This is a genomic window from Salinarimonas soli (assembly GCF_008386575.1).
Lineage (GTDB): Bacteria > Pseudomonadota > Alphaproteobacteria > Rhizobiales > Beijerinckiaceae > Salinarimonas_A > Salinarimonas_A soli.
Genome location: NZ_VUOA01000047.1, coordinates 30,021 through 56,165, shown reverse-complemented (window position 1 = coordinate 56,165; position 26,145 = coordinate 30,021). Strand labels below are relative to the sequence as shown.

General features: G+C 67.9%; 39 protein-coding genes and 1 tRNA gene. 36 read left to right on the top strand and 4 right to left on the bottom strand.

The window, feature by feature from the left end; all coding sequences use genetic code 11:
- The first annotated feature begins 90 nt into the window (after window positions 1-90).
- From rpsJ to rplQ, 29 genes are all read left to right on the top strand, one after another.
- Window positions 91-399, top strand: a complete 309-nt coding sequence (rpsJ, locus tag F0L46_RS23835) for a 30S ribosomal protein S10 (RefSeq protein WP_149822116.1) — start codon at window positions 91-93, stop codon at window positions 397-399.
- 46 nt (window positions 400-445) lie between these two features.
- The gene (gene rplC / locus F0L46_RS23830; protein ID WP_149822115.1) at window positions 446-1,171 is read left to right on the top strand and encodes a 50S ribosomal protein L3; all 726 of its coding nucleotides are present in this window, start codon (window positions 446-448) and stop codon (window positions 1,169-1,171) included.
- A complete protein-coding gene (rplD, locus tag F0L46_RS23825) occupies window positions 1,171-1,791 on the top strand; it encodes a 50S ribosomal protein L4 (RefSeq protein ID WP_149822114.1) in 621 nt (206 codons plus the stop codon). Before rplC ends, rplD begins: the two co-directional genes overlap by 1 nt.
- On the top strand, window positions 1,788-2,084 hold the full coding sequence (locus F0L46_RS23820) for a 50S ribosomal protein L23 (protein WP_149822113.1): 297 nt from the start codon (window positions 1,788-1,790) through the stop codon (window positions 2,082-2,084). The genes rplD and F0L46_RS23820 overlap by 4 nt, the downstream gene beginning before the upstream one ends.
- A 22-nt stretch (window positions 2,085-2,106) precedes the next feature.
- Window positions 2,107-2,943, top strand: a complete 837-nt coding sequence (gene rplB, locus F0L46_RS23815; protein WP_149822112.1) for a 50S ribosomal protein L2 — start codon at window positions 2,107-2,109, stop codon at window positions 2,941-2,943.
- Window positions 2,944-2,953: 10 nt separating this feature from the next.
- Window positions 2,954-3,232: a 30S ribosomal protein S19 gene (rpsS, locus tag F0L46_RS23810; RefSeq protein WP_149822111.1), complete on the top strand. Its 279-nt coding sequence runs from the start codon at window positions 2,954-2,956 to the stop codon at window positions 3,230-3,232.
- Between the two features lies 1 nt (window position 3,233).
- Entirely contained in the window at window positions 3,234-3,617 is a 384-nt protein-coding gene (rplV, locus tag F0L46_RS23805) for a 50S ribosomal protein L22 (protein ID WP_149822110.1), read from the top strand.
- 10 nt (window positions 3,618-3,627) lie between these two features.
- Window positions 3,628-4,332, top strand: a complete 705-nt coding sequence (gene rpsC / locus F0L46_RS23800) for a 30S ribosomal protein S3 (protein ID WP_149822109.1) — start codon at window positions 3,628-3,630, stop codon at window positions 4,330-4,332.
- 24 nt (window positions 4,333-4,356) lie between these two features.
- The gene (gene rplP / locus F0L46_RS23795) at window positions 4,357-4,770 is read left to right on the top strand and encodes a 50S ribosomal protein L16 (RefSeq protein ID WP_149822108.1); all 414 of its coding nucleotides are present in this window, start codon (window positions 4,357-4,359) and stop codon (window positions 4,768-4,770) included.
- Between the two features lie 10 nt (window positions 4,771-4,780).
- Entirely contained in the window at window positions 4,781-4,987 is a 207-nt protein-coding gene (gene rpmC, locus F0L46_RS23790) for a 50S ribosomal protein L29 (RefSeq protein ID WP_149822107.1), read from the top strand.
- 12 nt (window positions 4,988-4,999) lie between these two features.
- Complete coding sequence (rpsQ, locus tag F0L46_RS23785; RefSeq protein WP_149822106.1) at window positions 5,000-5,233, top strand: 30S ribosomal protein S17; 234 nt, start codon at window positions 5,000-5,002, stop codon at window positions 5,231-5,233.
- A 158-nt stretch (window positions 5,234-5,391) separates the two neighbouring features.
- Window positions 5,392-5,760 carry a 50S ribosomal protein L14 gene (gene rplN / locus F0L46_RS23780; RefSeq protein ID WP_149822105.1) on the top strand — a complete coding sequence of 123 codons (369 nt, stop codon included), beginning with the start codon at window positions 5,392-5,394 and terminating at the stop codon, window positions 5,758-5,760.
- A complete protein-coding gene (rplX, locus tag F0L46_RS23775) occupies window positions 5,760-6,077 on the top strand; it encodes a 50S ribosomal protein L24 (RefSeq protein ID WP_149822104.1) in 318 nt (105 codons plus the stop codon). The genes rplN and rplX overlap by 1 nt, the downstream gene beginning before the upstream one ends.
- Window positions 6,070-6,633 (top strand): 50S ribosomal protein L5, encoded by a 564-nt coding sequence (rplE, locus tag F0L46_RS23770; RefSeq protein ID WP_149822103.1) that lies wholly within the window; start codon window positions 6,070-6,072, stop codon window positions 6,631-6,633. The genes rplX and rplE overlap by 8 nt, the downstream gene beginning before the upstream one ends.
- 45 nt (window positions 6,634-6,678) lie before the next feature.
- Window positions 6,679-6,984, top strand: a complete 306-nt coding sequence (gene rpsN, locus F0L46_RS23765) for a 30S ribosomal protein S14 (RefSeq protein ID WP_149822102.1) — start codon at window positions 6,679-6,681, stop codon at window positions 6,982-6,984.
- 12 nt (window positions 6,985-6,996) lie between these two features.
- Window positions 6,997-7,395, top strand: a complete 399-nt coding sequence (rpsH, locus tag F0L46_RS23760) for a 30S ribosomal protein S8 (RefSeq protein WP_149822101.1) — start codon at window positions 6,997-6,999, stop codon at window positions 7,393-7,395.
- 37 nt (window positions 7,396-7,432) lie between these two features.
- Window positions 7,433-7,966, top strand: a complete 534-nt coding sequence (gene rplF / locus F0L46_RS23755; RefSeq protein ID WP_149822100.1) for a 50S ribosomal protein L6 — start codon at window positions 7,433-7,435, stop codon at window positions 7,964-7,966.
- A gap of 12 nt (window positions 7,967-7,978) precedes the next feature.
- Window positions 7,979-8,341, top strand: coding sequence for a 50S ribosomal protein L18 (gene rplR, locus F0L46_RS23750; protein ID WP_149822099.1), 363 nt, complete (start codon window positions 7,979-7,981; stop codon window positions 8,339-8,341).
- Between the two features lie 66 nt (window positions 8,342-8,407).
- On the top strand, window positions 8,408-8,974 hold the full coding sequence (gene rpsE / locus F0L46_RS23745) for a 30S ribosomal protein S5 (RefSeq protein ID WP_149822098.1): 567 nt from the start codon (window positions 8,408-8,410) through the stop codon (window positions 8,972-8,974).
- A gap of 10 nt (window positions 8,975-8,984) precedes the next feature.
- On the top strand, window positions 8,985-9,173 hold the full coding sequence (gene rpmD, locus F0L46_RS23740) for a 50S ribosomal protein L30 (protein WP_149822097.1): 189 nt from the start codon (window positions 8,985-8,987) through the stop codon (window positions 9,171-9,173).
- A gap of 10 nt (window positions 9,174-9,183) precedes the next feature.
- Window positions 9,184-9,657: a 50S ribosomal protein L15 gene (gene rplO, locus F0L46_RS23735; RefSeq protein WP_149822096.1), complete on the top strand. Its 474-nt coding sequence runs from the start codon at window positions 9,184-9,186 to the stop codon at window positions 9,655-9,657.
- Between the two features lie 106 nt (window positions 9,658-9,763).
- On the top strand, window positions 9,764-11,101 hold the full coding sequence (secY, locus tag F0L46_RS23730) for a preprotein translocase subunit SecY (RefSeq protein WP_149822095.1): 1,338 nt from the start codon (window positions 9,764-9,766) through the stop codon (window positions 11,099-11,101).
- A 45-nt stretch (window positions 11,102-11,146) separates the two neighbouring features.
- On the top strand, window positions 11,147-11,743 hold the full coding sequence (locus F0L46_RS23725) for an adenylate kinase (RefSeq protein WP_149822094.1): 597 nt from the start codon (window positions 11,147-11,149) through the stop codon (window positions 11,741-11,743).
- A gap of 238 nt (window positions 11,744-11,981) precedes the next feature.
- Window positions 11,982-12,845, top strand: a complete 864-nt coding sequence (locus F0L46_RS23720) for a 2,3,4,5-tetrahydropyridine-2,6-dicarboxylate N-succinyltransferase (protein ID WP_149822093.1) — start codon at window positions 11,982-11,984, stop codon at window positions 12,843-12,845.
- A gap of 2 nt (window positions 12,846-12,847) precedes the next feature.
- Window positions 12,848-14,089: a YbfB/YjiJ family MFS transporter gene (locus F0L46_RS23715; protein WP_210247681.1), complete on the top strand. Its 1,242-nt coding sequence runs from the start codon at window positions 12,848-12,850 to the stop codon at window positions 14,087-14,089.
- Window positions 14,090-14,309: 220 nt separating this feature from the next.
- A complete protein-coding gene (rpsM, locus tag F0L46_RS23710; RefSeq protein WP_149822092.1) occupies window positions 14,310-14,678 on the top strand; it encodes a 30S ribosomal protein S13 in 369 nt (122 codons plus the stop codon).
- Window positions 14,679-14,874: 196 nt separating this feature from the next.
- Window positions 14,875-15,264, top strand: coding sequence for a 30S ribosomal protein S11 (gene rpsK, locus F0L46_RS23705; protein WP_149822091.1), 390 nt, complete (start codon window positions 14,875-14,877; stop codon window positions 15,262-15,264).
- A gap of 56 nt (window positions 15,265-15,320) precedes the next feature.
- Entirely contained in the window at window positions 15,321-16,352 is a 1,032-nt protein-coding gene (locus F0L46_RS23700) for a DNA-directed RNA polymerase subunit alpha (protein ID WP_188312116.1), read from the top strand.
- A gap of 91 nt (window positions 16,353-16,443) precedes the next feature.
- Window positions 16,444-16,863, top strand: a complete 420-nt coding sequence (gene rplQ, locus F0L46_RS23695; RefSeq protein ID WP_149822089.1) for a 50S ribosomal protein L17 — start codon at window positions 16,444-16,446, stop codon at window positions 16,861-16,863.
- 77 nt (window positions 16,864-16,940) lie between these two features.
- Here rplQ and F0L46_RS23690 read toward each other — a convergent pair whose 3' ends face one another.
- Window positions 16,941-17,387 carry a BLUF domain-containing protein gene (locus F0L46_RS23690; protein ID WP_149822088.1) on the bottom strand — a complete coding sequence of 149 codons (447 nt, stop codon included), beginning with the start codon at window positions 17,385-17,387 and terminating at the stop codon, window positions 16,941-16,943.
- A gap of 181 nt (window positions 17,388-17,568) precedes the next feature.
- Between F0L46_RS23690 and F0L46_RS23685 the strand changes: the two genes are divergently transcribed.
- From F0L46_RS23685 to F0L46_RS23665, 5 genes are all read left to right on the top strand, one after another.
- Window positions 17,569-18,042, top strand: coding sequence for a hypothetical protein (locus F0L46_RS23685; protein WP_149822087.1), 474 nt, complete (start codon window positions 17,569-17,571; stop codon window positions 18,040-18,042).
- A 58-nt stretch (window positions 18,043-18,100) separates the two neighbouring features.
- Window positions 18,101-18,766, top strand: a complete 666-nt coding sequence (locus tag F0L46_RS23680) for an HAD-IA family hydrolase (RefSeq protein ID WP_149822086.1) — start codon at window positions 18,101-18,103, stop codon at window positions 18,764-18,766.
- Between the two features lie 39 nt (window positions 18,767-18,805).
- A complete protein-coding gene (locus tag F0L46_RS23675; RefSeq protein ID WP_149822085.1) occupies window positions 18,806-19,603 on the top strand; it encodes an ATP12 family chaperone protein in 798 nt (265 codons plus the stop codon).
- 106 nt (window positions 19,604-19,709) lie between these two features.
- Window positions 19,710-21,242: an acyl-CoA carboxylase subunit beta gene (locus F0L46_RS23670; RefSeq protein ID WP_149822084.1), complete on the top strand. Its 1,533-nt coding sequence runs from the start codon at window positions 19,710-19,712 to the stop codon at window positions 21,240-21,242.
- A gap of 369 nt (window positions 21,243-21,611) precedes the next feature.
- Complete coding sequence (locus F0L46_RS23665) at window positions 21,612-22,211, top strand: DUF1003 domain-containing protein (protein WP_149822083.1); 600 nt, start codon at window positions 21,612-21,614, stop codon at window positions 22,209-22,211.
- On the opposite strand, the gene F0L46_RS23660 is transcribed toward F0L46_RS23665, so the two are convergent.
- The 3 genes from F0L46_RS23660 to F0L46_RS23650 form a co-directional block, all read right to left on the bottom strand.
- Entirely contained in the window at window positions 22,180-22,449 is a 270-nt protein-coding gene (locus F0L46_RS23660) for a hypothetical protein (protein WP_149822082.1), read from the bottom strand. The two genes, F0L46_RS23665 and F0L46_RS23660, sit on opposite strands and share 32 nt — an antisense overlap.
- Window positions 22,450-22,458: 9 nt before the next feature.
- Entirely contained in the window at window positions 22,459-23,517 is a 1,059-nt protein-coding gene (locus F0L46_RS23655; protein ID WP_188312115.1) for a TadE/TadG family type IV pilus assembly protein, read from the bottom strand.
- A gap of 226 nt (window positions 23,518-23,743) precedes the next feature.
- Window positions 23,744-24,832 carry a TRAP transporter substrate-binding protein gene (locus F0L46_RS23650; RefSeq protein WP_149822080.1) on the bottom strand — a complete coding sequence of 363 codons (1,089 nt, stop codon included), beginning with the start codon at window positions 24,830-24,832 and terminating at the stop codon, window positions 23,744-23,746.
- 321 nt (window positions 24,833-25,153) lie between these two features.
- Here F0L46_RS23650 and F0L46_RS23645 point away from each other — a divergent pair, with 321 nt between their 5' ends.
- Entirely contained in the window at window positions 25,154-25,891 is a 738-nt protein-coding gene (locus F0L46_RS23645) for a transporter substrate-binding domain-containing protein (RefSeq protein ID WP_188312114.1), read from the top strand.
- Between the two features lie 90 nt (window positions 25,892-25,981).
- Window positions 25,982-26,056 (top strand) — tRNA-Glu (locus F0L46_RS23640).
- Window positions 26,057-26,145: the final 89 nt, after the last annotated feature.

Below are 26,145 nucleotides of genomic sequence, written 5' to 3'. Positions count from 1 at the left end.
GCGTCGTCGCCCAGGTGATGGATTAATCAACAGCAACGATCGGACGTGCGGCCGCACCGGCCGCACGATCCGACGTGAACGGGGCAACCCATGAACTCTCAAAACATTCGTATCCGCCTCAAGGCGTTCGATCACCGCATCCTCGACGCGTCGACCCGCGAGATCGTGTCGACCGCGAAGCGGACCGGCGCTCAAGTTCGTGGGCCGATCCCGCTGCCGACGCGCCTCGAGCGCTTCACGGTGCTGCGCTCGCCGCACATCGACAAGAAGTCGCGGGAGCAGTTCGAGATGCGCACTCACAAGCGCGTGCTCGATATCGTGAACCCCACTCCGCAGACGGTCGACGCTCTGATGAAGCTCGACCTCGCCGCGGGCGTGGACGTGGAAATCAAGCTCTGAGCCGTCTGGCTTGGAGCCCTTGGAACAGCGCCGAGGAAATACGCTCATGCGCTCAGGCGTCATTGCACAAAAAGTCGGGATGACCCGCATCTTCACGGATGCCGGCGAACACGTCCCGGTGACGGTCCTCAAGGTCGACGCCTGTCAGGTCGTCGCCCACCGGACCATGGACAAGAACGGTTATGTCGCGCTGCAAGTCGGCGTCGGCAAGGCCAAGGTCAAGAACGTCTCGAAGGCCGAGCGCGGACGGTTCGCGATCGCCCAGGTCGAGCCCAAGAAGAAGATCGCGGAGTTCCGCGTCTCCGAGGAGGCGATGATCCCGGTCGGCGCGACGATCACGGCGGACCACTTCGTCCCCGGGCAGTTCGTCGACGTGACGGGCACCTCCACGGGTAAGGGCTTCGCCGGCGGCATGAAGCGCTGGAACTTCGGCGGCCTTCGCGCCACCCACGGCGTCTCCGTCTCGCACCGCTCGATCGGTTCGACCGGCGGCCGCCAGGATCCGGGCAAGACCTTCAAGAACAAGAAGATGCCGGGCCATCTCGGCGTCGAGCGCGTCACCACGCAGAACCTGCGTGTCGTCCAGACGGACGTGGAGCGCGGCCTGATCCTCGTCGAGGGCGCCGTTCCGGGCGTCGCCGGCGGCTGGATCTTCGTTCGCGACGCCGTGAAGCGCAAGCTCCCGGCCGAGGCGCCGATGCCTGGTGCGTTCCGCGCCGGCAACGAGGCCCCTGCCGAGGCGCCGGCCCAGACCACTGAGGAGACCGCGTGATGAAGCTCGACGTGACCACCCTCGACGGCGCCAGCGCCGGATCGGTGGAGCTCGCCGACGAGATCTTCGGTCTCGAGCCGCGCGCCGACCTCCTGCAGCGCTGCGTGCGCTGGCAGCTGGCCAAGCGCCAGGCTGGCACCCACAAGTCCAAGGGCCGTTCGGAGATCAACCGCACGACCAAGAAGCTCTACAAGCAGAAGGGCACCGGCAACGCCCGCCACGGCGCCGCGAGCGCCCCCCAGTTCCGGGGCGGCGGCAAGGCCTTCGGCCCGGTCGTGCGCAGCCACGCGCATGACCTGCCTAAGAAGGTGCGCGCCCTGGCGCTGCGCCACGCTCTCTCGTCGAAGGCCAAGACGCAGTCGCTCATCGTCGTCGACGACGTGCGGCTCGACGCGCCCAAGACGAAGGCGCTCGTGGAGCGCTTCGGGAAGCTGGGTCTGGCCAACGCGCTCGTGATCGGCGGCGCCGAGGTGGAGGCGAACTTCCAGCTCGCCGCCCGCAACATCCCGAACGTCGACGTGCTGCCCGTCCAGGGCATCAACGTCTATGACATTCTCCGCCGCGACAAGCTCGTGCTGACCAAGGCGGCCGTCGATGCGCTGGAGGCGCGCTTCAAATGAGCATGGATCCGCGCCACTACGACGTGATCGTCTCCCCGGTGATCACCGAGAAGGCGACCGCCCTGTCGGAGCACAACAAGGTGGTCTTCCGCGTCGCCCCGACCGCGACCAAGCCGCAGATCAAGGCCGCCGTCGAGAAGCTGTTCGACGTCAAGGTCAAGAGCGTCAACACGCTCGTGACCAAGGGCAAGTCGAAGATGTTCCGCGGCATCAAGGGCCGGCGCTCCGACGTGAAGAAAGCGGTGGTGACCCTCGAAGAGGGCCAGACCATCGACGTCACGACGGGGCTGTGAGCGAGACCGGAGGAACAGACCCATGGCTTTGAAGACCTTCAAACCGGTCACGCCTGGCCTTCGCCAGCTCGTGATCGTCGACCGCCGGGAGCTCTACAAGGGCAAGCCCGTGAAGTCGCTCACCGAGGGCAAGTCCTCGACGGGCGGCCGCAACAATCTCGGCCGCATCACCGTCCGCTTCCGCGGCGGTGGCCACAAGCGCACGCTGCGCAACGTCGACTTCAAGCGCCGGGGCTTCCTCGGCCAGTCGGCCACGGTGGAGCGGATCGAGTACGATCCGAACCGCTCGGCGTTCATCGCGCTGATCCGGTACCCGGCGGGCGAGCTGTCCTACATCCTGGCTCCCCAGCGCCTCACCGCCGGTGACCAGGTGTCCGCCGGCGAGCAGGTCGACATCAAGCCCGGCAACGCGATGCCGCTCGGCAACATGCCCGTGGGCACCATTATCCACAACGTGGAGCTCAAGGTGGGCAAGGGCGGCGCGATCGCCCGCTCGGCCGGCACCTACGCCCAGATCGTGGCGCGTGACCAGGGCTACGTGACGGTTCGCCTGAACTCGGGCGAGCAGCGTCTCGTGCACGGCCATTGCTTCGCGACCGTGGGCGCGGTGTCCAACCCCGACCACATGAACATCTCGATGGGCAAGGCCGGCCGCAACCGCTGGCTCGGCAAGCGGCCTCACAACCGCGGCGTCGCGATGAACCCGATCGACCACCCGCACGGCGGTGGCGAGGGCCGCACCTCCGGCGGCCGTCACCCGGTGACGCCGTGGGGTATCCCGACCAAGGGTAAGAAGACCCGGTCGAACAAGCGGACCGACAAGTTCATCGTGTCGAGCCGTCACGCTCGTAAGAAGTAAGAGGCGCGCCATGGCACGTTCGATCTGGAAGGGCCCGTTCGTCGACGGCTACCTTCTCAAGAAGGCCGACGCCGCTCGCGGCTCGTCCCGCAGCGAAGTCATCAAGATCTGGAGCCGCCGCTCCACGATCCTTCCGCAGTTCGTGGGCCTCACCTTCGGGGTCTACAACGGGCAGAAGCACATCCCCGTCTACGTGACCGAGGAGATGGTGGGGCACAAGTTCGGCGAGTTCTCGCCGACCCGCACCTTCCATGGGCACGCGGCGGACAAGAAGGCGCGGAGGAAGTAACATGAGCAAGCCGGCTACTCCCCGCGCGCTGAGCGACCAGGAAGCGAAGGCCGTCCTTCGCAACATCCGCGTCTCTCCGCAGAAGCTCAACCTCGTGGCCCAGCTCATCCGGGGCAAGAAGGTTGCGACGGCGCTCGCCGACCTCGAGTTCTCGCGCAAGCGCATCGCGCGCGACGTGAAGAAGTGCCTCGAGAGCGCGATCGCCAATGCCGAGAACAACCACGACCTCGATGTCGACGATCTCGTCGTCAAGGAGGCCTTCGTCGGCAAGGCGCTCGTCATGAAGCGCTTCCACGCCCGTGCCCGCGGTCGCGGCGCGCGGATCCTGAAGCCGTTCTCGCACCTCACCATCGTGGTGCGCGAGCAGGCTGCGGCGCAGGCCTGAGGAGAGAACCATGGGTCAGAAAGTCAACCCGATCGGCCTGCGGCTCGGCATCAACCGGACCTGGGATTCGCGCTGGTTCGCCAGCAAGGGCGAGTACGCGAAGCTCCTGCATGAGGACATCCTGATCCGGGAGTCCCTCATGAAGCAGCTCAAGCAGGCCGCCGTCTCGCGCATCGTCATCGAGCGCCCGCACCGCAAGTGCCGCGTCACCATCCACTCGGCCCGTCCGGGCGTGGTGATCGGCAAGAAGGGCGCGGACATCGACAAGCTGCGCAAGCTCGTGAGCCGCCTCACCTCCGGCGAGGTCGCCATCAACATCGTCGAGGTGCGCAAGCCCGAGGTGGACGCGACCCTCGTCGCCGACTCCATCGCGCAGCAGCTCGAGCGCCGCGTGGCCTTCCGCCGCGCCATGAAGCGCGCCGTCCAGTCGGCGATGCGTCTTGGCGCCGAGGGCATCCGCATCAACTGCTCGGGCCGCCTCGGCGGCGCCGAGATCGCCCGCCTCGAATGGTACCGTGAGGGTCGCGTGCCGCTGCATACGCTGCGCGCCGACGTCGATTACGGCACCGCGACGGCGTTCACCACCTACGGCACGTGCGGCATCAAGGTCTGGATCTTCAAGGGCGAGATCCTCGAGCATGATCCCATGGCCCAGGACCGGCGCATGAACGAGGAGGGCGCCCGCTCGGGTGGCCGCCGCGAGCAGGCGGCCTGAGCGAGCAGAGCATAGAGGCACGTCATGCTCCAACCTAAGAAGACCAAGTTCCGCAAAGCCTTCAAGGGCCGCATCAGCGGCACCGCGAAGGGCGGCACCGAGCTGAACTTCGGTCAGTTCGGCCTCAAGGCTCTCGAGCCGGAGCGCATCACCGCGCGCCAGATCGAGGCCGCCCGCCGGGCGATCACCCGCCAGATGAAGCGCCAGGGCCGGGTCTGGATTCGGATCTTCCCGGATCTTCCGGTTTCACAGAAGCCCACCGAAGTCCGTATGGGCAAGGGCAAGGGCGCGCCGGAGTTCTGGGCGGCCCGCGTCGCTCCCGGGCGCATCATGTTCGAGATCGACGGCGTCGCCGAGGACATCGCCCGCGAGGCCCTGCGCCTGGGCGCGGCCAAGCTGCCGATCCGCACGCGCTTCATCCAGCGCATCGCCGAGTGAGGAGGCACCGATGAAGTCTACCCAGCGGGTCTCCGACCTCAAGACGATGAGCCCCGATCAGCTCCAGGAGGAGCTGCTCAGCCTCAAGAAGGAGCAGTTCAACCTGCGCTTCCAGCGGGCGACGGGCCAGCTCGAGAACACCTCGCGCGTGACGGAGGTCCGCAAGGACATCGCCCGCGTGAAGACCATGCAGCGCCAGAAGGCCCAGAAGGCCTAAAGGAAGTATACCATGCCCAAGCGCACGTTGCAGGGTGTCGTCGTCAGCGACAAGCAGGACAAGACGGTGGTGGTGAAGGTCGAGCGGCGCTTCACCCATCCGGTCCTGAAGAAGACGGTCCGGCGCACCAAGAAATACCATGCCCACGACGAGGCCAACGTGGCCAAGGTGGGCGACATCGTCACGATCGAAGAATCGGCGCCGATGTCGAAGCTCAAAACCTGGCGCTTGATCGAGCAGGCATAATCCCGATCCGTCGGGACTTATCCGGGGCTTGTGTGTGGGGGGCTGCCCGTGTATAGGGCGGCCTTTCGCGGTCAAGGGCAGGGGACGTCAGATCCCCATCAGGCGTAGTCCGGGACGAGACCCGGAAACCTGTCTGAAACAAGGAAAGGATCAAAGCCATGATCCAGATGCAGACCAATCTCGACGTAGCCGACAATTCTGGCGCCCGTCGCGTCATGTGCATCAAGGTTCTGGGCGGCTCGAAGCGGAAGTACGCGTCCGTGGGCGACATCATCGTGGTGTCGGTCAAGGAGGCGATCCCGCGCGGCCGCGTGAAGAAGGGCGACGTCATGAAGGCGGTCGTCGTGCGCACGGCGAAGGACATCCGGCGGGCCGACGGCTCGGTGATCCGGTTCGACCGGAACGCCGCCGTGCTCATCAACAACCAGAAGGATCCGGTCGGCACCCGCATCTTCGGACCGGTTCCGCGCGAGCTGCGCGCCAAGAACCACATGAAGATCATTTCGCTGGCGCCCGAGGTGCTCTGATGGCTGCGAAAATCAAGAAGGGCGACAACGTCGTCGTCACCACCGGTCGTGACAAGGGCAAGACCGGCGAGGTCATCCAGGTGATGCCGAAGGAGGAGCGTGCGCTCGTCCGCGGCGTCAACATGGTCAAGCGCCACACGCGCCAGTCCATGAACCAGGAGGGCGGCATCATCTCCAAGGAGGCGCCGATCCACCTGTCGAACCTCGCCTATGCGGACCCCAAGGACGGCAAGGCGACGCGGGTCGGCTTCAAGACCCTGGACGATGGGCGCAAGGTTCGCTTCGCGAAGCGCTCGGGAGATCTGATCGATGGCTGAGGCGAATAACGGCTACACGCCGCGGCTCCGGAAGCACTACGACGAGGTCGTTCGCCCGGCGCTGATCAAGGAATTCGGCTACAAGAACGTCATGGAAGTTCCGACGATCGAGAAGATCGTTCTGAACATGGGCGTCGGCGAGTCGACGGGCGACTCCAAGAAGGCGACGGTGGCGGCGGGCGATCTCGCCCTCATCGCCGGCCAGAAGCCGGTGGTCACCCGGGCCCGCAAGGCGATCGCGCAGTTCAAGGTGCGCGAGAACATGCCGATCGGCTGCAAGGTCACCCTTCGGCGCCAGCGCATGTACGAGTTCATGGACCGCCTGGTCACGATCGCGCTGCCGCGCGTCCGCGACTTCCGTGGCCTGAACCCGAAGTCGTTCGACGGGCGTGGCAACTACGCCCTCGGGATCAAGGAGCACCTCGTGTTCCCCGAGATCAACTACGACAAGGCCGAGCAGATCTGGGGCATGGACGTCATCATCGCGACCTCCGCGAAGACGGACGACGAGGCCCGGGCGCTGCTCAAGCACTTCAACTTCCCGTTCCGGCAGTGAGGTCGGCCCTCAAGGCCCCTCAGACGCGGACACCGGAGAGAACCAATGGCTAAGAAAAGCTCGATCGAGAAGAACAAGCATCGGCGCGAGCTCGTCGCGAAATATGCCGAGAAGCGCGCCGCGCTCCTCGCCACCGCGAACGACGAGTCCCGCTCGATGGAGGAGCGCTTCGAGGCGCGCCTCAAGCTGGCGGAGCTGCCGCGCAACTCCTCCAAGACGCGCATCGTCAACCGCTGCGGCGTGACCGGGCGTCCCCGGGCGTATTACCGCAAGCTCGGCATGTCGCGCATCGCGCTGCGCGAGCTCGGCTCGCAGGGCCTGATCCCGGGCCTCGTGAAGTCCAGCTGGTAAGGAGGGGACACCATGTCGATCAACGATCCCCTGGGCGATATGCTCACCCGCATCCGCAACGCGCAGATGCGCAAGCGGCAGACGGTGGCGACGCCCGGCTCCAAGCTGCGCGCCCGCGTGCTCGAGGTCCTCAAGTCCGAGGGCTACATCCGGGACTATTCCTCGACCGAGTTCGGCAACGGCCGGTCCGAGTTCCAGATCGAGCTCAAGTACTATGACGGCCAGCCCGTCATCCGCTCGATCCAGCGCGTGTCGAAGCCCGGCCGCCGGGTCTATGCCTCGGTCGGCGCCATGCCGCGCGTAGCGGACGGCCTCGGCATCACGATCCTCTCCACGCCCCAGGGCGTGATGGCCGACCACGAGGCGCGCGAGCGCAACGTCGGCGGCGAAGTGCTCTGCACGGTCTTCTGACCGGGCGGGCATTGTCACGAACCCACGGAGCGAACAGATGTCTCGTGTAGGCAAGAAGCCGGTGGCGGTGCCGTCCGGCGTGACGGCGACCGTCGACGGTCAGCTGGTGAAGATGAAGGGCACGAAGGGCGAGCTGTCCTTCCGCGTCCCCGAAGAGGTGATGGTGGCGTTCGAGGACGGCACCGTGAAGGTGAACCCCCGCGACGAGTCGAAGTCGGCCCGCGCCAAGTGGGGCCTCTCCCGCGCCATGGTGCAGAGCCTCGCCGACGGCGTGAGCAAGGGCTTCGAGAAGAAGCTCGAGATCAACGGCGTGGGTTACAAGGCGGCGGTTCAGGGCAAGATCCTGAAGCTGTCGCTCGGCTACAGCCACGACATCGACTACGAGATCCCCGCCGGGATCACGATCACGACGCCGCGCCCCACCGAGGTAATCGTCGCCGGGATTGACAAGCAGGTCGTCGGCCAGACCGCTGCGGAGATCCGTGGCTATCGTGGCCCCGAGCCCTATAAGGGCAAGGGCGTCAAGTACGCCGGCGAGTTCATCTTCCGCAAGGAAGGCAAGAAGAAGTAAGGAGCGAGAGCGATGGCAAACAAGTTCGACGCGCTCTCGCGCCGCAAGGCTCGCGTGCGCAAGGCACTCCGGACGGCCTCCAATGGCCGTCCGCGGCTGTCGGTGTTCCGTTCGTCGAAGCAGATCTACGCCCAGATCATCGACGACGCGAACGGCCACACGGTCGCCTCCGCCTCGACGATCGAGAAGGACGTCAAGGGCAAGCTCAAGACCGGCGCCGACAAGGCCGCCGCGGCCGAGATCGGCCGCCTGGTCGCCGAGCGCGCCAAGGCGGCCGGGGTCACTCAGGTGATCTTCGACCGGTCGGGCTACCTCTATCACGGCCGCATCAAGGCGCTCGCCGACGCGGCGCGCGAGGGCGGCCTGGACTTCTGAACGGCGGGATGAAGGTCCAACTTCCAGCGAGCGGGCCCGCCGCCCGCGCCAGTGAGATGTGAGAACATGGCAAGAGAACCCAGAGAGCGGTCCGGTGACCGCGAGAAGGCCGACAGCGAGTTCGTCGACCGCCTCGTGCACATCAACCGCGTCGCCAAGGTGGTGAAGGGCGGGCGTCGCTTCGGCTTTGCCGCGCTCGTCGTCGTCGGCGACCAGAAGGGCCGCGTCGGCTTCGGCCATGGCAAGGCCCGCGAGGTGCCTGAGGCGATCCGCAAGGCCACCGAGGCGGCCAAGCGCTCGCTCGTCCGCGTGCCGCTGCGCGAGGGCCGGACCCTCCACCACGACGTGAACGGCCGCCATGGCGCCGGCAAGGTCGTGGTCCGAGCGGCTCCCCAGGGCACGGGCATCATCGCCGGCGGCCCCATGCGCGCCGTGTTCGAGACGCTCGGCGTCCAGGACGTGGTGGCGAAGTCGCTCGGCTCGTCCAACCCCTACAACCTCGTTCGCGCGACGTTCGACGCGCTGAAGAACGAGGACAGCCCCCGCTCCGTCGCGGCTCGCCGTGGCATCAAGGTGTCGTCCCTGCAGTCGCGTCGTCGCGACGGCGGCGGCGAGGCCGGCGCCGAGGCGTGAGGAGGACAGCATGGCTGACAAAACCATCACCGTGCAGCAGATCGGCTCGCCGATCCGCCGCGAGGCCTCCCAGCGGCAGACGCTGATCGGCCTCCGCCTGAACAAGCTCCACCGGGTCTCGACCCTGGAGGACACCCCGTCGGTGCGCGGCATGATCGCCAAGGTCGCGCACCTCGTCCGCGTCGTCGACGGTCAGTGAGGAGATCACCATGAAGCTCACTGAGATCCGCGACAACGAGGGCGCCACCAAGCCGCGCATGCGCATCGGCCGGGGCATCGGCTCGGGCAAGGGCAAGACCGGCGGGCGCGGCGGTAAGGGCCAGACGGCCCGTTCCGGCTACCGCAACAACGGCTTCGAGGGCGGCCAGATGCCGGTCCACCGTCGCCTGCCCAAGCGGGGCTTCAACAATCCGGGCGCCCGCGACCTCAACGAGGTCAATGTCGGGCGCCTGCAGCAGGCGGTCGATGCCGGTCGGCTCGACGTTTCGGCTCCCGTCACGGTCGAGGCGCTCGTCGCCGCGGGCGTGGTGTCCCGGGTGCGTGACGGCGTGAAGATCCTCGGCGTCGGCGAGCTCACCGCGAAGCTCGATCTGCACGTCGCCGGAGCGTCAAAGTCCGCGCTCGAGGCGATCGAGCGGGCGGGCGGCACCGTGACGGTCCTCGGGGCCGTTGCGCAGGCGTGACGCCTCGCTTATCTGACCCGTGAGGCGAACGGCGGCCCGCGCGCATCGTGCGAGGCCGCCGTTTGCATTCCGACCCCACTGATTAGATTTCCCCTCGGAGGGACCAATGGCTTCGGCAGCCGAGCAACTTGCGGCCAATCTCAATTTCGGTGCGATCGCCCGTGCCGAGGAATTGAAGAAGCGGATCTGGTTCACCCTGGGGGCGCTGATCGTCTATCGCCTGGGGACTTATATCCCGCTGCCGGGCATCGATCCGGAGGCGCTGCGCCAGTCCTTCCAGCAGGCGCAGGGCGGCGTGCTCGGCCTGTTCAACATGTTCTCGGGCGGGGCGGTGGAGCGCATGGCGATCTTCGCGCTCAACATCATGCCCTATATCTCGGCCTCGATCATCGTTCAGCTCCTCACCTCCGTGGTGCCCTCACTCGAGGGCCTCAAGAAGGAGGGCGAGTCGGGCCGCAAGATCCTCAACCAGTACACCCGGTACCTCACCGTGGTGCTTGCCGTGTTCCAGTCCTGGGGTATCGCCGTCGGCCTGTCGAACGCCGGCACCATCGTGCAGAGCCCCGGCCTGTTCTTCGTGATCTCGACGGTGATCACGCTCACGGGCGGCACCCTGTTCCTGATGTGGCTCGGCGAGCAGATCACGTCGCGCGGCATCGGCAACGGCGCCTCGCTCATCATCTTCGCGGGTATCGTGGCGAGCCTGCCGCAGGCGCTCGTGGGGACCCTCGAGCTCGGCCGCCAGGGCGCGATCTCGACGGGGTTGATCCTCGGCGTGCTCGTGATGTGCGCCGTGGTGATCTACTTCATCGTCTTCATGGAGCGCGCCCAGCGCCGGCTCCTGATCAACTACCCCAAGCGCCAGGTGGGCAATCGGATGTACGAGGGCCAGACCTCGTTCCTGCCGCTCAAGCTCAACACCTCGGGCGTGATCCCGCCGATCTTCGCCTCCTCGCTCCTGCTGCTGCCGACCACAGTGGCGAGCTTCTCGGCGAGCACGGGCGGCACGGGCATCCTGGCGACCCTGTCGGCGTATCTCGCCCACGGACGCCCGCTCTACATGTTGCTCTATGCGGGCCTGATCATCTTCTTCGCGTTCTTCTACACCGCGATCGTCTTCAATCCTCAGGAGACGGCGGACAACCTGAAGAAGCATGGCGGCTTCATCCCCGGCATCCGGCCGGGGGAGCGGACGGCCGAGTACATCGATGCGGTGCTCACCCGCATCACGGTGATCGGCGCGGCCTACCTCACGGTGATCTGCCTCATCCCCGAGTTCCTGGTGTCCTACGCGGCCCTGCCGTTCTACTTTGGCGGTACGTCCCTGCTCATCGTCGTGACGGTGACCATGGATACGGTGGCGCAGGTCCATGGGCACTTGCTCGCCCACCAGTACGAAGGTCTAGTGAAGAAGGCGAAGCTGAGGGGCGCACGTCGGCGTTGACGCCGCTATAGAAGCCGGCCGACATTCGTTGGGGGAGCGAACGCCATGAGGATCATCCTGCTCGGACCGCCGGGAGCCGGCAAGGGGACGCAGTCGACTCGCATCGTCGAGCGCTTCGGCATCCCGCAGCTGTCGACGGGTGACATGCTGCGGGCCGCCGTCGCGGCCGGCACGCCGATCGGCCTGCAAGCCAAGGCGATCATGGATCGCGGCGATCTCGTCTCCGACGACGTGGTCGTCGGGATCGTCGCAGACCGCATCGAGGAGGAGGATGCCCGCAACGGCTTCATCCTCGACGGCTTCCCGCGTACGGTCGCGCAGGCCGAGGCGCTGGAGGCCATGCTGTCCTCGAAGGGCATCAAGCTCGACGGCGTGATCGAGTTCACGGTCGACGAGTCGGCCCTTGTGGAGCGCATCATGAAGCGCGCCCAGGAGACCGCGGCTCGGGGAGAGCCGGTTCGCAAGGACGACAATCCGGACATCTTCAAGACCCGGCTCGAAGCCTATCGGAGCCAGACGACGCCGCTCTCCGCCCATTATGCCGGCAAGGGCATGCTTCGTAAGCTCGACGGCATGCGCCCGATCGACGACGTGACCCGCGATCTGATGGACTTGCTGGAGCAGGCCCGCGCAGGCGCCTGACGTCGTTCCCGGCGACGTGCCCGGGTACGGTCCCTGATTTGACACTTTGCATTGAAAACGCGGGTCCCGATCGGGCCCGCGTTTTCGTATTCAGACACAGGAGAGGGGCTCGTGGCACCCTTCCGCACCGTTAACACTAGTGCATCTTTTTTGGTGTAGTTGTCGTTGCGTCACTACTGACAATCGCGCCGGTCATTGCTAAGGCTCCCTTAATGAGAAAGGGGGCATTTCAATGAACATGCACGTTTCACGCGCGCCAGTGCGCATCTCGCATATTGCTCAGATCATCGAGGACGCTTTTGGGGATCTCGGCGCCTTGCAGGCTGGCCATCAGGGGCCGCTTGCCGAGGCCGTGCACGAGGCCCTCGCCGGGCTCGACGCCGGAACGCTCCGGGCCGCCGAGAAAATCGACGGCGAATGGCAGGTCAACCGCTGGCTCATCAACGCCCTGATGGTCGCAGCTCACATCGGCGAGTACGAGCTCGTCGAGGGCGGGCCGGGCGGATCATATTGGTGGGACAAGGAGCCGCCGAAATTCCGCAATTGGGGCGAGGCCGAGTTCCGGGCCGCGGGCTTTCGCGCGCTGCCTCACGCGGTGGTGCGCCATAGCGCCTTCATCGGCCGCAACGTGGTGCTGATGCCCTGCTTCGTGAGCTGGGGGGCCCGTGTGGACGAAGGAACTATGATCGACTCCTGGGCCACCGTGGGCTCGTGCGCCCAGATCGGCCGCAACGTCCACGTCTCCGCCGGAGCGACGATCGGCGGCGTCATCGAGCCGGCCCAGGTTCGTCCCGTGATCATCGAGGATGAGTGCTTCATCGGCGCCCGGTGCAGCGTGGTCGAGGGCGTGATCGTCGGCGAGGGTTCGGTCCTGGCGGCCGGTACGGCGCTGTCGGGCTCGACGAAGATCGTCGACCGCACCACGGGCGAGATCCACCAGGGCGAGGTGCCCCCGTACTCCGTCGTCGTGCCGGGCTCCCTCCCGTCCGGCCCCATGCCCGACGGGTCTCCCGGGCCCTTCCTCCATTGCGCCGTGATCATCAAGCGCGTCGACGCGAGGACCCGGGAGAAGGCTCGGGTCAACGACCTGTTCCGGGTGTGACGATGGCGAACGGCATTCCGGCCGTCGAGGGCCCGCTCCTGGGCGCCCTCGATACGCCCAGAGCCCATGCGGCGAGATCCGTCGGGCTGGCCCTGGGCGGCGCGCTGGCGCTTGCGGCGGCCATGGGCATCGGGCGCTTCGTCTATACCCCGATCCTGCCCGCGATGGCGGCCGCGCTCGACCTGTCGGGCGCGCAGGGCGGCTTGATCGCCGCCGCGAATGTTCTGGGCTATCTGGCGGGAGCCCTCGCCGCCTCCGCGCCCCGCCTGCCGGGCTCGCGCCGTGCGTGGCTGCTTGGCGCGCTGGCGGGAAGCGCGGGGACGACGCTGCTCATGGCGGGGAGCGACACGCTCGGCACCTTCCTGGCCCTGCGCTTTGTGGCGGGCGTGGCGAGCGCCTTCGCGCTCGTCTTCGCCTCGGCCCTCGTGCTCGACCGGCTGGCGCAGGCGGGGCGCTCCGGGCTCTCGGCCGTGCATTTCGCGGGCGTCGGCGTCGGGATCGCGGTCTCGTCCGTCACCGTCAGCGCCGCCTCGGACGCCGGCTTCGACTGGCGCGGGCTCTGGGTGGCCGCCGGCCTGCTCTCGCTCGTCGTCCTGCCCGCGGTGGCGCTCCTCGTCCCGCCCGAGGCTCCGGGGGTCGGAGCCGTCCGGGAGGGCAGGGGACGCCTCACGATCGGGAGGCCCTTCGGCTTCCTCCTCGCGGCCTACTTCCTGTTCGGCCTGGGCTACATCGTCACCGCCACCTTCCTGATGACGCTGGTGCGCGGCGAGCCGTCGCTTCGCGCCATCGAGCCCGCCGTGTGGCTGACGGTGGGGCTCGCCGCCATTCCCTCCGTCGCGATCTGGAACGTGCTCGGCCGGCGTTTGGGCACCCTCAGGGCCATGGCGCTCGCCCTCGTCGTCGAGGCAGCGGGCGTGGCAGCAAGCGCACCGGCCTTCGGGGCGCCGGGAATCCTGGCCGCGGCGGCGCTGCTCGGCGCCACGTTCATCGGGATCACGGCGCTCGGGATCGCAGGCGCTCGGGCGTTCAATCCCGCCGCGGCGCGCCAGGCGCTCGCCTTGATGACGGCCCTGTTCGGGCTCGGCTCGGCCCTCGCGCCCCCCGTCGCCGGCCTGATCGCGGACGTGACGGGGGAGTTCACCCTCGCAAGCCATCTGGCGGCCGGCGCGCTCGTCGCGGGAGCCGCATGCGCCTGGGCGGCTCATCGGTCGACTCGCCGGGGCGGGCCGGAGCCGGCCCCCTGACCATCCGGCACCCGGCATGCCGGAGAGGGCAGGGCGGGGTTGACGGGGGTGGCTTTATCCGCTAGCACCCCCATTCCGCTCAACACGGTCATCCCTGGTCGGCCTCGCGAGAGACCGTCCGGGGTTGTTTGCTTGTTGTCCGCCCAGGGGCCGGCCTCCACCGGACGTGCGGACGAAAACCCGCTCGGCGCCGCCGCGTCGAGCCAGATGGAGACGGCTCATGGCCCGTATCGCAGGCGTCAATATCCCGACCAACAAGCGCACCATCATCGCGCTCCAGTACATCCACGGTCTCGGCGCCAAGAAGGCCGCCGAGATCTGCGAGAAGGTCGGCATCCCGGCCGAGCGCCGCGTGAACGAGCTCACCGACGCCGAGGTCCTGCAGATCCGCGAGACGATCGACCGCGACTACCTCGTCGAGGGCGACCTGCGCCGCGAGGTCTCGATGAACATCAAGCGCCTGATGGACCTGGGCGTCTATCGCGGCCTGCGCCACCGTCGCGGCCTCCCGGTCCGCGGTCAGCGCACCCACACGAACGCCCGCACCCGCAAGGGCAAGGCCAAGCCGATCGCCGGCAAGAAGAAGTGACCTTTGGCGGCCTTAAGGCCGCGAAAGGTCATCCCGGGCGAGCGCAGCGAGACCCGGGACCCAGCGCCTCGGCGCCTGGATGTCCGGGTCAAGCCCGGCCATGACATCTGAAAGACGGCGGCCGGCGACCCGGCCGCGATCACCTCATCCATCCCCAGCGCCTGGCATCACGGGCGCGCTTGAAGGATCCTAAGGAATGGCCAAGGAAGCCACCCGCGTTCGCCGCCGCGAACGCAAGAACATCGTGTCGGGCGTCGCTCACGTGAACGCCTCGTTCAACAACACGATGATCACCATCACGGACGCGCAGGGCAACACGATCTCCTGGTCGTCGTCGGGCGCCATGGGCTTCAAGGGCTCGCGCAAGTCGACCCCCTACGCCGCCCAGGTCGCGGCCGAGGACGCAGCCCGCAAGGCCTCCGAGCACGGCATGCGCACCCTCGAGGTCGAGGTCTCCGGCCCCGGCTCGGGCCGCGAGTCGGCCCTGCGCGCCCTTCAGGCGTCGGGCTTCACCGTGACCTCGATCCGCGACGTGACGCCGATCCCGCACAACGGCACGCGCCCGCGCAAGCGCCGCCGCGTCTGACGCTATCCGCATAAGGCGGGGGGCGGTGCCACCGGGCCCGCCCCCATTCGCATACCCTGAGAGGTGTGGTCGTGATCCAAAAGAACTGGCAAGAGCTCATCAAGCCGAACAAGCTCGAGGTGGCCCCCGGCGTCGACCCGAAGCGGGTGGCGACCGTCGTGGCCGAGCCGCTGGAGCGCGGCTTCGGCACCACGCTCGGCAATGCGCTGCGCCGCGTGCTCCTGTCGTCGCTCCAGGGCGCGGCCGTGACGGCCGTGCAGATCGACGGCGTCCTCCATGAGTTCTCGTCCATCCCGGGCGTCCGCGAGGACGTCACGGACATGGTGCTCAACATCAAGACGATCGCCCTGAAGATGCAGGGTGACGGGCCCAAGCGCATGACCCTGCGCAAGACCGGCCCCGGCACCGTGACGGCGGGCGACATCAACACCGTCGGCGACGTGCAGGTGCTCAACCCCGAGCTCGTGCTGTGCACCCTCGACGACGGCGCCGAGATCCGCATGGAGTTCACGGTCGACACGGGCAAGGGCTACGTGCCCTCCGAGCGCAACCGTCCCGAGGACGCGCCGATCGGCCTCATCCCGATCGACGCGCTCTACTCGCCGGTCAAGAAGGTGTCGTACCGGATCGAGAACACCCGCGAGGGCCAGATTCTCGACTACGACAAGCTGACCATGACCGTGGAGACCAACGGCGCCGTGACGCCTGAGGATGCGATCGCCTACGCGGCCCGCATCATCCAGGACCAGCTCTCGGTGTTCGTGAACTTCGAGGAGCCGCGCAAGGAAGAGGCCGTCTCGGCCGCGCCGCAGCTGCCCTTCAACCCGGCGCTGCTCAAGAAGGTCGACGAGCTCGAGCTGTCGGTCCGCTCGGCGAACTGCCTGAAGAACGACAACATCGTCTATATCGGCGACCTGATCCAGAAGTCCGAAGCCGAGATGCTCCGCACCCCGAACTTCGGCCGCAAGTCGCTGAACGAGATCAAGGAAGTGCTCGCCTCCATGGGCCTGCATCTGGGCATGGAAGTGCCCGGCTGGCCGCCGGAGAACATCGAGGACCTCGCCAAGCGCTTTGAGGAGCACTACTGAGCCGGATCCCGCGCCCCTGGGCGCGGGGCCCACATCAAGGAAGCGGCCGTACCGTGGCACGGCGGCCGCATAACACACCCGGAGAAGAGCCATGCGTCACGGATTTCGCGGTCGCCGTTTCAACCGCTCGGTCGAGCACCGTCAGGCCATGTTCGCCAACATGGCGGCGGCCCTGATCAAGCACGAGCAGATCGTCACCACGCTGCCGAAGGCCAAGGACCTGCGTCCGGTCGTCGAGAAGCTCATCACGCTCGGCAAGCGCGGCGACCTGCACGCCCGCCGCATCGCCATGAGCCGCCTGCGCGACGAGGGCATGGTCAAGAAGCTGTTCGAGGTGCTGGGCCCGCGCTACGCCGGCCGCCCGGGCGGTTATTGCCGCGTCCTCAAGGCGGGCTTCCGCTACGGCGACAACGCCGCCATGGCCGTGATCGAGTTCGTCGACCGTGACGTCGATGCTCGCGGCCAGGACTCCGGGCCGACCATGAACACCGAAGAGGCCGAGGCGGCTTAAGTCGCCACGGACCACTGAATGCAAGAAGGGCGGCCTCGCGGCCGCCCTTTTCGTTTTCGGAGCCCTTCGCAGCCGGTTCAGGCGGCCTGGGACGCCCGGCCGCCGCTCAGCGCGGCGAGGTCGCTCGCGACGGCCACGATCTTGGCGGCATTGAGCTTCGTCGGGTCGATCTGGCCGGCGATGCCGTGGGCGAGGAAGACCTCCTGCTGGTCGAGGTTGCGCATGGCGCCGCCCATGGACCACTGGGAGAAGGTACGCTGGCGGACCGGCTTCGTGTCGAGAAGGGTCACCTGCGTGTGGCGCGGATCGCGCGCGATCCGCTCGTAGGTGGCGCGGACGTGGGCCCGGTCGCCTTCCAGGATCTGGATGAACCAGTGCTTGTCGAAGATGAGGTAGCCCGTCACGTCGCGTTCGACGTTCTTCTGGCGGGCGATGGACAGGATCTCGCGCAGGAGCTTGAGTTGGCCTTTGTCGTCGTCGGCGAGCAGATTGCGGCTATAGTAAACGAGTTGCACGAGGTCCATAACGCTTCCCTTCCGTTGGGTGAGCCGACCATCGCGGAGCCTGCTTACGAAAGCGTGAATTGTCGGACGAGTCCCCGCTTTTCATCGACATCTTTCCGCCGCCGAGTCGGCGCAGCCTGAAGAAAGGGTTGCAGCCTGCCGGCTGTCCGCCGCCGGGTTCGGGCCCATTGGAGGATGCCCGATGAAGCACACGCATCTCGACGAGCTACGTCGTATGGCCGAGATCGGCGATGCCCCTGTCCGGGTCGCCATGAGCCGCCACGAGCGGCTGGAGCGTTGGGCCGAGGTTCTGGAGCGCGACCCGGGCCGGCGCCTGAAGACCCTCGAGGAGATGGAGTTCGTGCCGCGCGACGAGCGCCCGCTCATGCGCGCCGACAACTCGCCCCTGACGGTCGCCTTCCAGGATCCAGTCCTGCGGGAGGAGGGGCTCGCGGGCGACACGCTCGGCGAGGCCCGCCTGTTCTTCGGCCTCTCCGACGGGCAGGCCCACCGGCTCCTGTGCTCCTGCATGAACGGCCGCGCGATCCAGTCGGAGATCGCAGCCAAGCGCATCCGGGGCATCGTGGCGCGAAGCCGCATGGCCGCACCGCTCGCCATGGGCGCTCTCGGGATCGCCCTCACGGCCGCCCCGCTCGCGCTGCTCTGGCTCGCCTGAGGCACGGCGCGACGCTTAACGAATCGCGTAAGGACGGGCACCTGCCCGGAGCCCGCCCTTGCCCCTGATCCTCTTCGACGTCGACGGCACCCTGGTGGACAGCCAGGACATGATCGCGGCCGCGCACGGGCGCGCCTTCGCGTCCCTCGGGCTGCCATGCCCCGAGCGGGGCCGGCTCCTGGAGCTCGTCGGCCTCTCCCTGCCGGAAACGTTTACGGCGCTCGTCGGCCCCGATGGTCCCGTCGCGCCGCTCGAGCAGGCCTACCGGGACGCCTTCAAGAGCCTGCGGGCGGATCCGGCGCGGGCCGAGCCCCTTTTCCCCGGCGCCGATGCGGCTTTGCGACGCCTGTCGGGCACGCCCGGCGTCCGGCTCGGGATCGCCACGGGCAAGAGCCGTCGCGGCGTGGCGGCGCTCCTGGAGCGCTTCGGCTGGGTCGGTCTCTTCGCGACGGTCCAGACCGCCGACGACGCGCCCTCGAAGCCGCATCCCGGCATGATCGAGCGCGCCCTCGCCGAGATCTCCGTGCCGCCCGCCTCCGCCGTGATGATCGGCGACTCGATCTACGACATGGCCATGGCTCGGGCCGCCGGAACGCGGGCCCTCGGTGTCGCCTGGGGTTATCACACCCCCGAGCGCCTGCGGGCGAGCGGCGCGGAGGCGGTCGCCGGGTCCTTCGACGAGGTGCTCGCCTGGCTTGCCGGAGAGGGCCTTCTCGCCCCTTGAGCCGCTTGCAGGCTGGCCAGCGCCACCTACCTTTCCCCTATGAGCGACACATCCTCTCCGGGCTGGTTCGGCGACGAGCCCGAGCCCGTCGACCCGACCAAGTCCGCCCGGCAAGGCGCGCGGGCCTCGCTGCCCAAGCGCTTCTACGAGACCGCTGCCGTGACCCCGGAGGAGGGGGGCTTCGTGCTGACCCTCGACGGGCGCCCGGCCCGCACGCCGGCGCGCAAGCCCTTGAGCTTCCCGACCCGTGCGCTCGGCGAGGCGGTCGCGGCGGAATGGCAGGCGCAGGGTCCGAGCATCGACCCCGCCACCATGCCTCTCACGCGCCTCGCCAACTCGGCGATCGACGGGGTGGCCGACCAGCGCGAGGCGGTGATCGACGATCTCGTCAAATATGCCGGCAGCGATCTCGTCTGCTACCGGGCGGGCGAGCCCGAGCGGCTGGTCGCGGAACAGGCGGGCGCCTGGGACCCGATCCTTGCGGCGTTGCGTGATGGTGTCGGGGCGCAGTTCGTGCTCTCGCAGGGCGTCACCTTCGTGGAGCAGCCCGAGAGCGCCACGGCGGCCGTGCGGGCCTGGATCGAGCGCGAGCCGTCCGCGTTCCGCCTCGCTGGCCTGCACGTGATGACCACGCTGACCGGCTCGGTGCTGATCGCGATCGCGCTGGCGCTCGGCCGCCTCGACCCGCAGGCGGCCTGGGACGCGGCTCACGCGGACGAGCTCTACCAGGAGAGCGTGTGGGGCAAGGACGCGCAGGCCATGGCCCGCCGGGAGGCCCGCTACGCCGATTTCCTCGCCGCCGCGCGCACCTACGAGCTTGCCGGGCCGGAGGCCTGACCCGGGCGCCCGACCCAAGATCCGCGTGCGCGAGCGATGATTTGCGCACCCGAAGCCCCGTGCTAAGCGTCGCGGTCGACCACACCAGGGATACGGGCACGCGACCATGAAGGACATGCTGGACAGGCTCGAGGAGCGGCGCGCGGGCGCTCGCCTTGGCGGCGGCGAGGCGCGGATCGCCGCGCAGCACCGGCGCGGCAAGCTCACGGCCCGGGAGCGCATCGAGCTTCTCCTCGACTCGGGCTCCTTCGAGGAGTTCGACATGTTCGTGCAGCACCGCTGCACCGATTTCGGCATGGCGGAGCAGCGGGTCCCCGGCGACGGCGTCGTGACGGGGTGGGGCACGATCAACGGCCGCAAGGTCTTCGTCTTCTCCAAGGACTTCACGGTGTTCGGCGGCTCGCTGTCGGAGGCGCACGCCCAGAAGATCACGAAGCTCCAGGACATGGCGCTGAAAGCCCGCGCGCCGATCATCGGCCTGTTCGACGCGGGCGGGGCGCGCATCCAAGAGGGCGTGGCGGCGCTCGGCGGCTATGGCGAGGTGTTCCGCCGCAACGTGGTCGCCTCGGGCGTCGTCCCGCAGATCTCCGTCATCATGGGCCCTTGCGCGGGCGGCGACGTCTACTCGCCGGCCATGACGGACTTCATCTTCATGGTGCGCGACACGAGCTACATGTTCGTGACGGGCCCCGACGTGGTGAAGACCGTCACCAACGAGACCGTCACCGCCGAGGAGCTCGGCGGCGCCAAGGTCCACACCATGAAGTCGTCGGTGGCCGACGGCGCCTTCGACAACGACGTGGAGTGCCTGCTTCAGGTCCGCCGCCTCATGGACTTCCTGCCGGCGAACAACCGCGAGGGCACGCCCGAGATCCCCTCCGACGACGACCCCACCCGGGTCGACCTCTCCCTCGACACGCTCGTGCCCGAGAACCCGAACAAGCCCTACGACATGAAGGAGCTCATCCTGAAGGTCGTGGACGAGGGCGACTTCTTCGAGATCCAGGAGAGCTTCGCGAAGAACATCGTCACGGGCTTCGCGCGGATCGAGGGCCGCACGGTGGGCGTGGTGGCGAACCAGCCCATGGTGCTGGCCGGCGTGCTCGATGCCGACGCCTCGCGGAAAGCGGCGCGCTTCGTGCGCTTCTGCGACGCCTTCGAGATCCCCATCGTCACCTTCGTCGACGTGCCGGGCTTCCTGCCGGGCACGGCGCAGGAATATGGCGGGCTCATCAAGCACGGGGCGAAGCTGCTCTTTGCCTATAGCGAGGCCACGGTGCCGCTCCTCACCGTGATCACCCGTAAGGCCTTCGGCGGGGCCTACGACGTGATGGCGTCGAAGCACATCGGCGGCGACCTCAACTATGCGTGGCCCACCGCGCAGATCGCGGTGATGGGCGCCAAGGGCGCGGTGGAGATCATCTTCCGTGCCGACATCGGCGATCCGGAGAAGATCGCGGCGCGCACCAAGGAATACGAGGACCGCTTCATGTCGCCCTTCGTGGCGGCCGAGCGGGGTTATATCGACGAGGTGATCATGCCTCACTCCACCCGCCGCCGCCTCTCCCGCGGGCTCGCCATGCTGCGGGAGAAGACGAGCGAGACGCCCTGGAAGAAGCACGACAACATTCCGCTGTAGGGCGGAACGGCCAGCGGCCGGAAGCGCCACCTGCTCCCTCCCCCTTGCGGGGGAGGGCTGGGGTGGGGGTGACGCCGATGGTGGAGCAGAACAGGGCACCAGCCGATCGGTTGTGCTTCCTTCTGGCGCTGCACAGCCGTCACCTCCACCCCCAGCCCCTCCTCGCAAGGGGGAGGGGAGCAGGTCGCGCCGCCCTCGCCAGGACGTCCCACGTTTGGCACTCCACATCCATTGAGTGCCGGACGGCGGTGTCCTCACAGTGGGCACCATGCGGCCCAGTCCGCGCCCGAAGGCCTCCGCACCCCGGAACCGTTCTTCTCCCGCCGCCGTTCCCCGAAGACCCCGGGTTGGCGTTCAGGGAGGGCGGCGATGGATGAGCTTCGACGAGGGCCGACCACCCCGCCGCCGCACCCGCCGGGGATGAGCTCGGTGCTCGAGCGCAACATCGCGGCGCTGAGCCGGCGGCGCGAGCAGGAGGACCGGCGGGCGACCCTGCAGGAGAAGGCCGCGGAGGCGATCACGCGCTTCACCGGCAGCATGCTCTTCGTCTATCTCCACCTCGCCCTGTTCGGCTTCTGGATCCTCGCCAATCTCGGCTGGGTGCCAGGTGTGCCGCGCTGGGACGAGTCCTTCGTGATCCTCGCCATGTGGGCGTCGGTGGAGGCGATCTTCCTGTCCACCTTCGTGCTCATCAGCCAGAACCGCATGCAGGCCGCGGCGGATAAGCGCGCCGATCTCGATCTCCAGATCAGCCTGCTCGCCGAGCACGAGGTAACGAAGCTCGTCACCCTCGTGAAGGCCATGGCCGACCAGATGGGCGTGACGACCGAGATCGACGGCGAGCTGCCGGAGATCACCCGCAACGTCGCTCCCGAGGCGGTGCTCGACGAGATCGAGGCGGCCTCGCGCAACGGCGACTCGCCGCGCGAGCGGGAGGTTAGCGAACCAGGCGGAGCGTCTCGGTGGTAGCCGGCGTGATGGTCTTCAAGGCGGTCTTGACGGACTCGGCGTCGTTCACGCGGTGATGGGTCTTGGCATTCGTGGCGCATTGCCGGGCATAGGCGTCGAAATCCGTGTTGCCGTCGGCCTGCAGCACGTGGATCTCGATGCCTTGAGCCTTCATCCCGGCGCACACCTGCACGAAGTGCTCAAAGCCCTGGCGGCTGCCGCGGTTCCAGCCGAAGGAGCCGCCCGCCGTGCCGCCCACCTCATAATCTTAGGCGGTGGTCCGGCCGTCGCTCACGAAGATCGCGATCTTACGCCGGGAGCCGTTCTTCGAGGGGTAGCTATTGCCGGCCTTCCACTGGCCCTGCCATTTCTCCGACAGCACGCGCCAGCCCCAAGCCATGCCCTCGTCGTAGCGCCCCGTGCCGGCGCCCGAGAACGAGGTCAGTGCGCTCTCAATGTCCTTCACGTCGTTCGTCGGGCCGGTGATGGCCTGGGTCGGGCAGACGGGCACGCCGTTCGTGCCGTAGGCCGCGCCCACATGGTTCGGCAGATAGGAGCCCGGCGCCGAGGGCGAGAACTTGTCGTTGTTCGAGTTCGGTCGGTCGTCGTCGAGGGCATAGGGGAAGCCCGCGGTCGCGCGCTCGCGGGGCTCGAAGCAGCCGTTCCAGTCGGCCGGCGCCTTGCCCTTCATCCAGGAGGTCGACGAAGTGCCCACCGTCCCGACATTGACCCGGTCGGACATGGGGATGAGGGTGACGAAATAGGGCTGCGAGCCGTCGCCCTTGAGGCCCTGGAGCATGCTCGACACGGCCTTCACGACGTCGGGCCATTGGCAGCCGCAGAACATGGAGTTCGTCGTGTCCATGACCAGCGCGATCTCCACGGGCTCCGGCCGCGCCGGCGCGTAGACCGCGTCGGCGATCGCGGAGATGCTCATCTCGTTGAGCCCGACCACGGACATGAACCGGGTCGCAAGGCGCGTGTCGGCGGTCACCCGGTGGCGTCCGTCGACGAGGCGGTAGAGCACGTCGGGCGCCCCGATGGTTTCCGTGCGCTTGAAGGTGGACCGGAACGCCGCGAGGGCGGCCGTATTCGAGTCCCGCTTCTCCTTTGCGGCCAGGGCCGCCGCGAGCGCCGCCGCGTCGACGCCCCGCTGGAGGGCCGCGGCCACGTCGCTGCGCCTCGCGTAATCGACCGAGGTGCCCACCGCCGCCACCATGGGCACGAGGGCCAGCGAGAAGATAACGCCGGCGACGCCGCGCCTGTCGTGGTGGAAGGCGCCGACGCAGCCCGTCCAGGCCCGCCGCAAGATCGATCCCAAGCTCATGATGCGCTCCGCTTCATGGCCGAGCATGGGGCACATGGTTGCAGAATAAATGCTTTAATCGCGAGCCGACATGCTGCTGCCGGCCGCTCATTCTCTCGCCAAAGTTGAAATTCCCTGAACTACGTTAGGGATGCCCATGCGGCAGGTGAGCCTGCGGTAGGTAAGGGCAACGAAAAAGGCCCCGGGTCGCCCCGGGGCCTCCTCGATGCCGTGATGCGCCTTGGTCTCAGCCGCGGGCGCGGGCGCGGATCATGAAGTTGTCGAAGGCGTACTCGGCCACCTGGAACCACAGGTACTCCTCGCCGCGGAAGGCGCGGTAGGATTCGTAGACCTTCTTGAAGTCGGCATTCTTGGAGCCGATCTCGTCATAGACCTCGTTCGCCGCCTTGAAGGCCGCTTCCATGATCTCTTGCGAGAACGGGCGCAGCTGCGCGCCGCCGCCCACCAGCCGGCGCAGGGCCGCCGGGTTGCGGGCGTCGTACTTGGCCAGCATGTCGATGTTGGCGTAGCCGGCCGCCGAGGTCACGATCGACTTGTAGTGCTTCGGCAGCTCCTCCCACTTCGCCTTGTTGATGAAGAAGTGGAGCGAGGGACCGCCCTCCCAGAAGCCCGGGTAGTAGTAGAACGGCGCCACCTTGTTGAAGCCGAGCTTCTCGTCGTCGTAGGGACCGACCCACTCCGCCGCGTCGATCGTGCCGCGCTCGAGAGCGGGGTAGATGTCGCCGCCGGGGATCTGCTGCGGCACGGCGCCGAGCTTCGCCATCACCTGGCCGGCGATGCCCGCGATGCGCATCTTCAGGCCCTGGAGGTCGGCCGGGGTCTTGATCTCCTTGCGGAACCAGCCGCCCATCTGGGTGCCGGTGTTGCCGCCGGGCATGCCGTAGAGGCCCTGCTTGGCGTAGAACTCGTTGAGGAGGTCGTTGCCGCCGCCGTGATAGAGCCAGGCATTGGTCTGGCGGGCGTTGAGGCCGAAGGGGAGGGCGGTGCCGATGGCGTAGGTCGGATCCTTGCCCACGTAGTAGTAGGAACAGGTGTGCGTCATCTCGACGGTGCCGTTCGCCACCGAATCGACGGCCTGCGGCATGCCCACGATCTCGCCCGCGGCGAAGACCTGAATCTGGAACTTGCCGTCGGTCGCCTCGGCGACCTGCTTGGCAAACACCTCGGCGCCGCCATAGATGGTGTCAAGGGACTTCGGGAAGCCCGAGGTCAGGCGCCAGCGCATTTCGGGCATCGACTGCGCGATCGCGGGCGCCGCGACCGTCGTGGCCGCTGCCCCGATACCGGCAGCCTGAAGAAACTGACGACGCTTCATGTAATATCCTCCCAAGGATGACCGGCCGCGCTTTCGCAGCTCCGGCAGGTGGCGTTAAAGGACAAAAGTTGGGCCGTTATGCAAGAGCAAAGGTTGCGCAGTGGCGCGGATTTGATGGCGTGCTTGGCTCTTCGTTACATGACGGCCGGTGCCGGTCCCGGTGCGGCACCCGCCAGGTTCTCCCCTTTTGAACTCTGGCTTCTGCCGCCCTCTACGCAGGCGGCGGGCCGGCGGATCATGGGGCCTCGCGGCTTTTGGTTCGGGGCCGGGCCGATCGTCGCCGCTTTGGTCCTGCTCGCCGGTTTCGCGGGAGGCGGCGCCATGGCGGTCGAGGCGTCGCCGCCGATCCGCATCGCCACGGAAGGGGCATTCCCGCCCTTCAACCTCGCCGACGACAAGGGCGAGCCCGCGGGCTTCGAGGTGGAGCTCGGCCGAGCCCTGTGCGTCGCCATGAAGACCGAGTGCACCTTCGTGCTCCAGGACTGGGAGGGCATGAGCGAGGGCTTGCGGGCCGGGCGCTACGACGCCGTCATGTCCTCCATGGCGAGCACCCGCGAGCGGCGCTTCCGCATGTCGTTCTCCAAGCCCTATTATCTCGTCCCGCCCGCCTTCATCGCGCGCCGTGACGCCGCCGTGCCGGACACGAGCCCGGCGGGGCTGAAGGGGAAGACGATCGGCGTGCCGGGGCTCACGGAGCACGCGGCCTATCTGGAGGAGCTCTATCAGGGCTCCGAGATCCGCCTGTTCGGCAACTTGGAGGAGGCGGCCCTCGATCTCCTCTCCGGGCGCCTCGACCTCGTGCTCGGCGACAAGCTCGCCCTCCAGCGCTTCCTCGATTCCCGCGAGGGGGCGTGCTGCCGGTTCGTCGGCAATGCCCGCTACCACCCGGCCTTTCACGGCATGGGGGTCTCGGTGGCCTTGCGGCGCGGCGACGTGGCCCTGCGCGAGCGCTTCGACGCGGCGATCGACCAGGTGATCGCCGACGGCACCTACGACCGCATCCGCGCCAAGTACCTCCCCTTCGACATCCGCTTCCCCGGCGGGGGCCCCTGGCGCTGAGCGCCCGTCTGCGCCGGCCGCCGCCGCGAGAGGGCTTGCCGCCCGCCCCGAACTCCTATAATCCCCCGCCGTCCGGCCACGATGCCGCGAGCGCCCTTCGTCTATCGGTTAGGACGTCAGCCTTTCACGCTGAAGAGGCGGGTTCGACTCCCGCAGGGCGCGCCATTCTCACCCGTTGGGTGAACCAAGCCCTCATTTCTCGGCGTCGGCAGGAATTTTCGGTCGGATTGGGCCCGGACCGGACGCATGACATG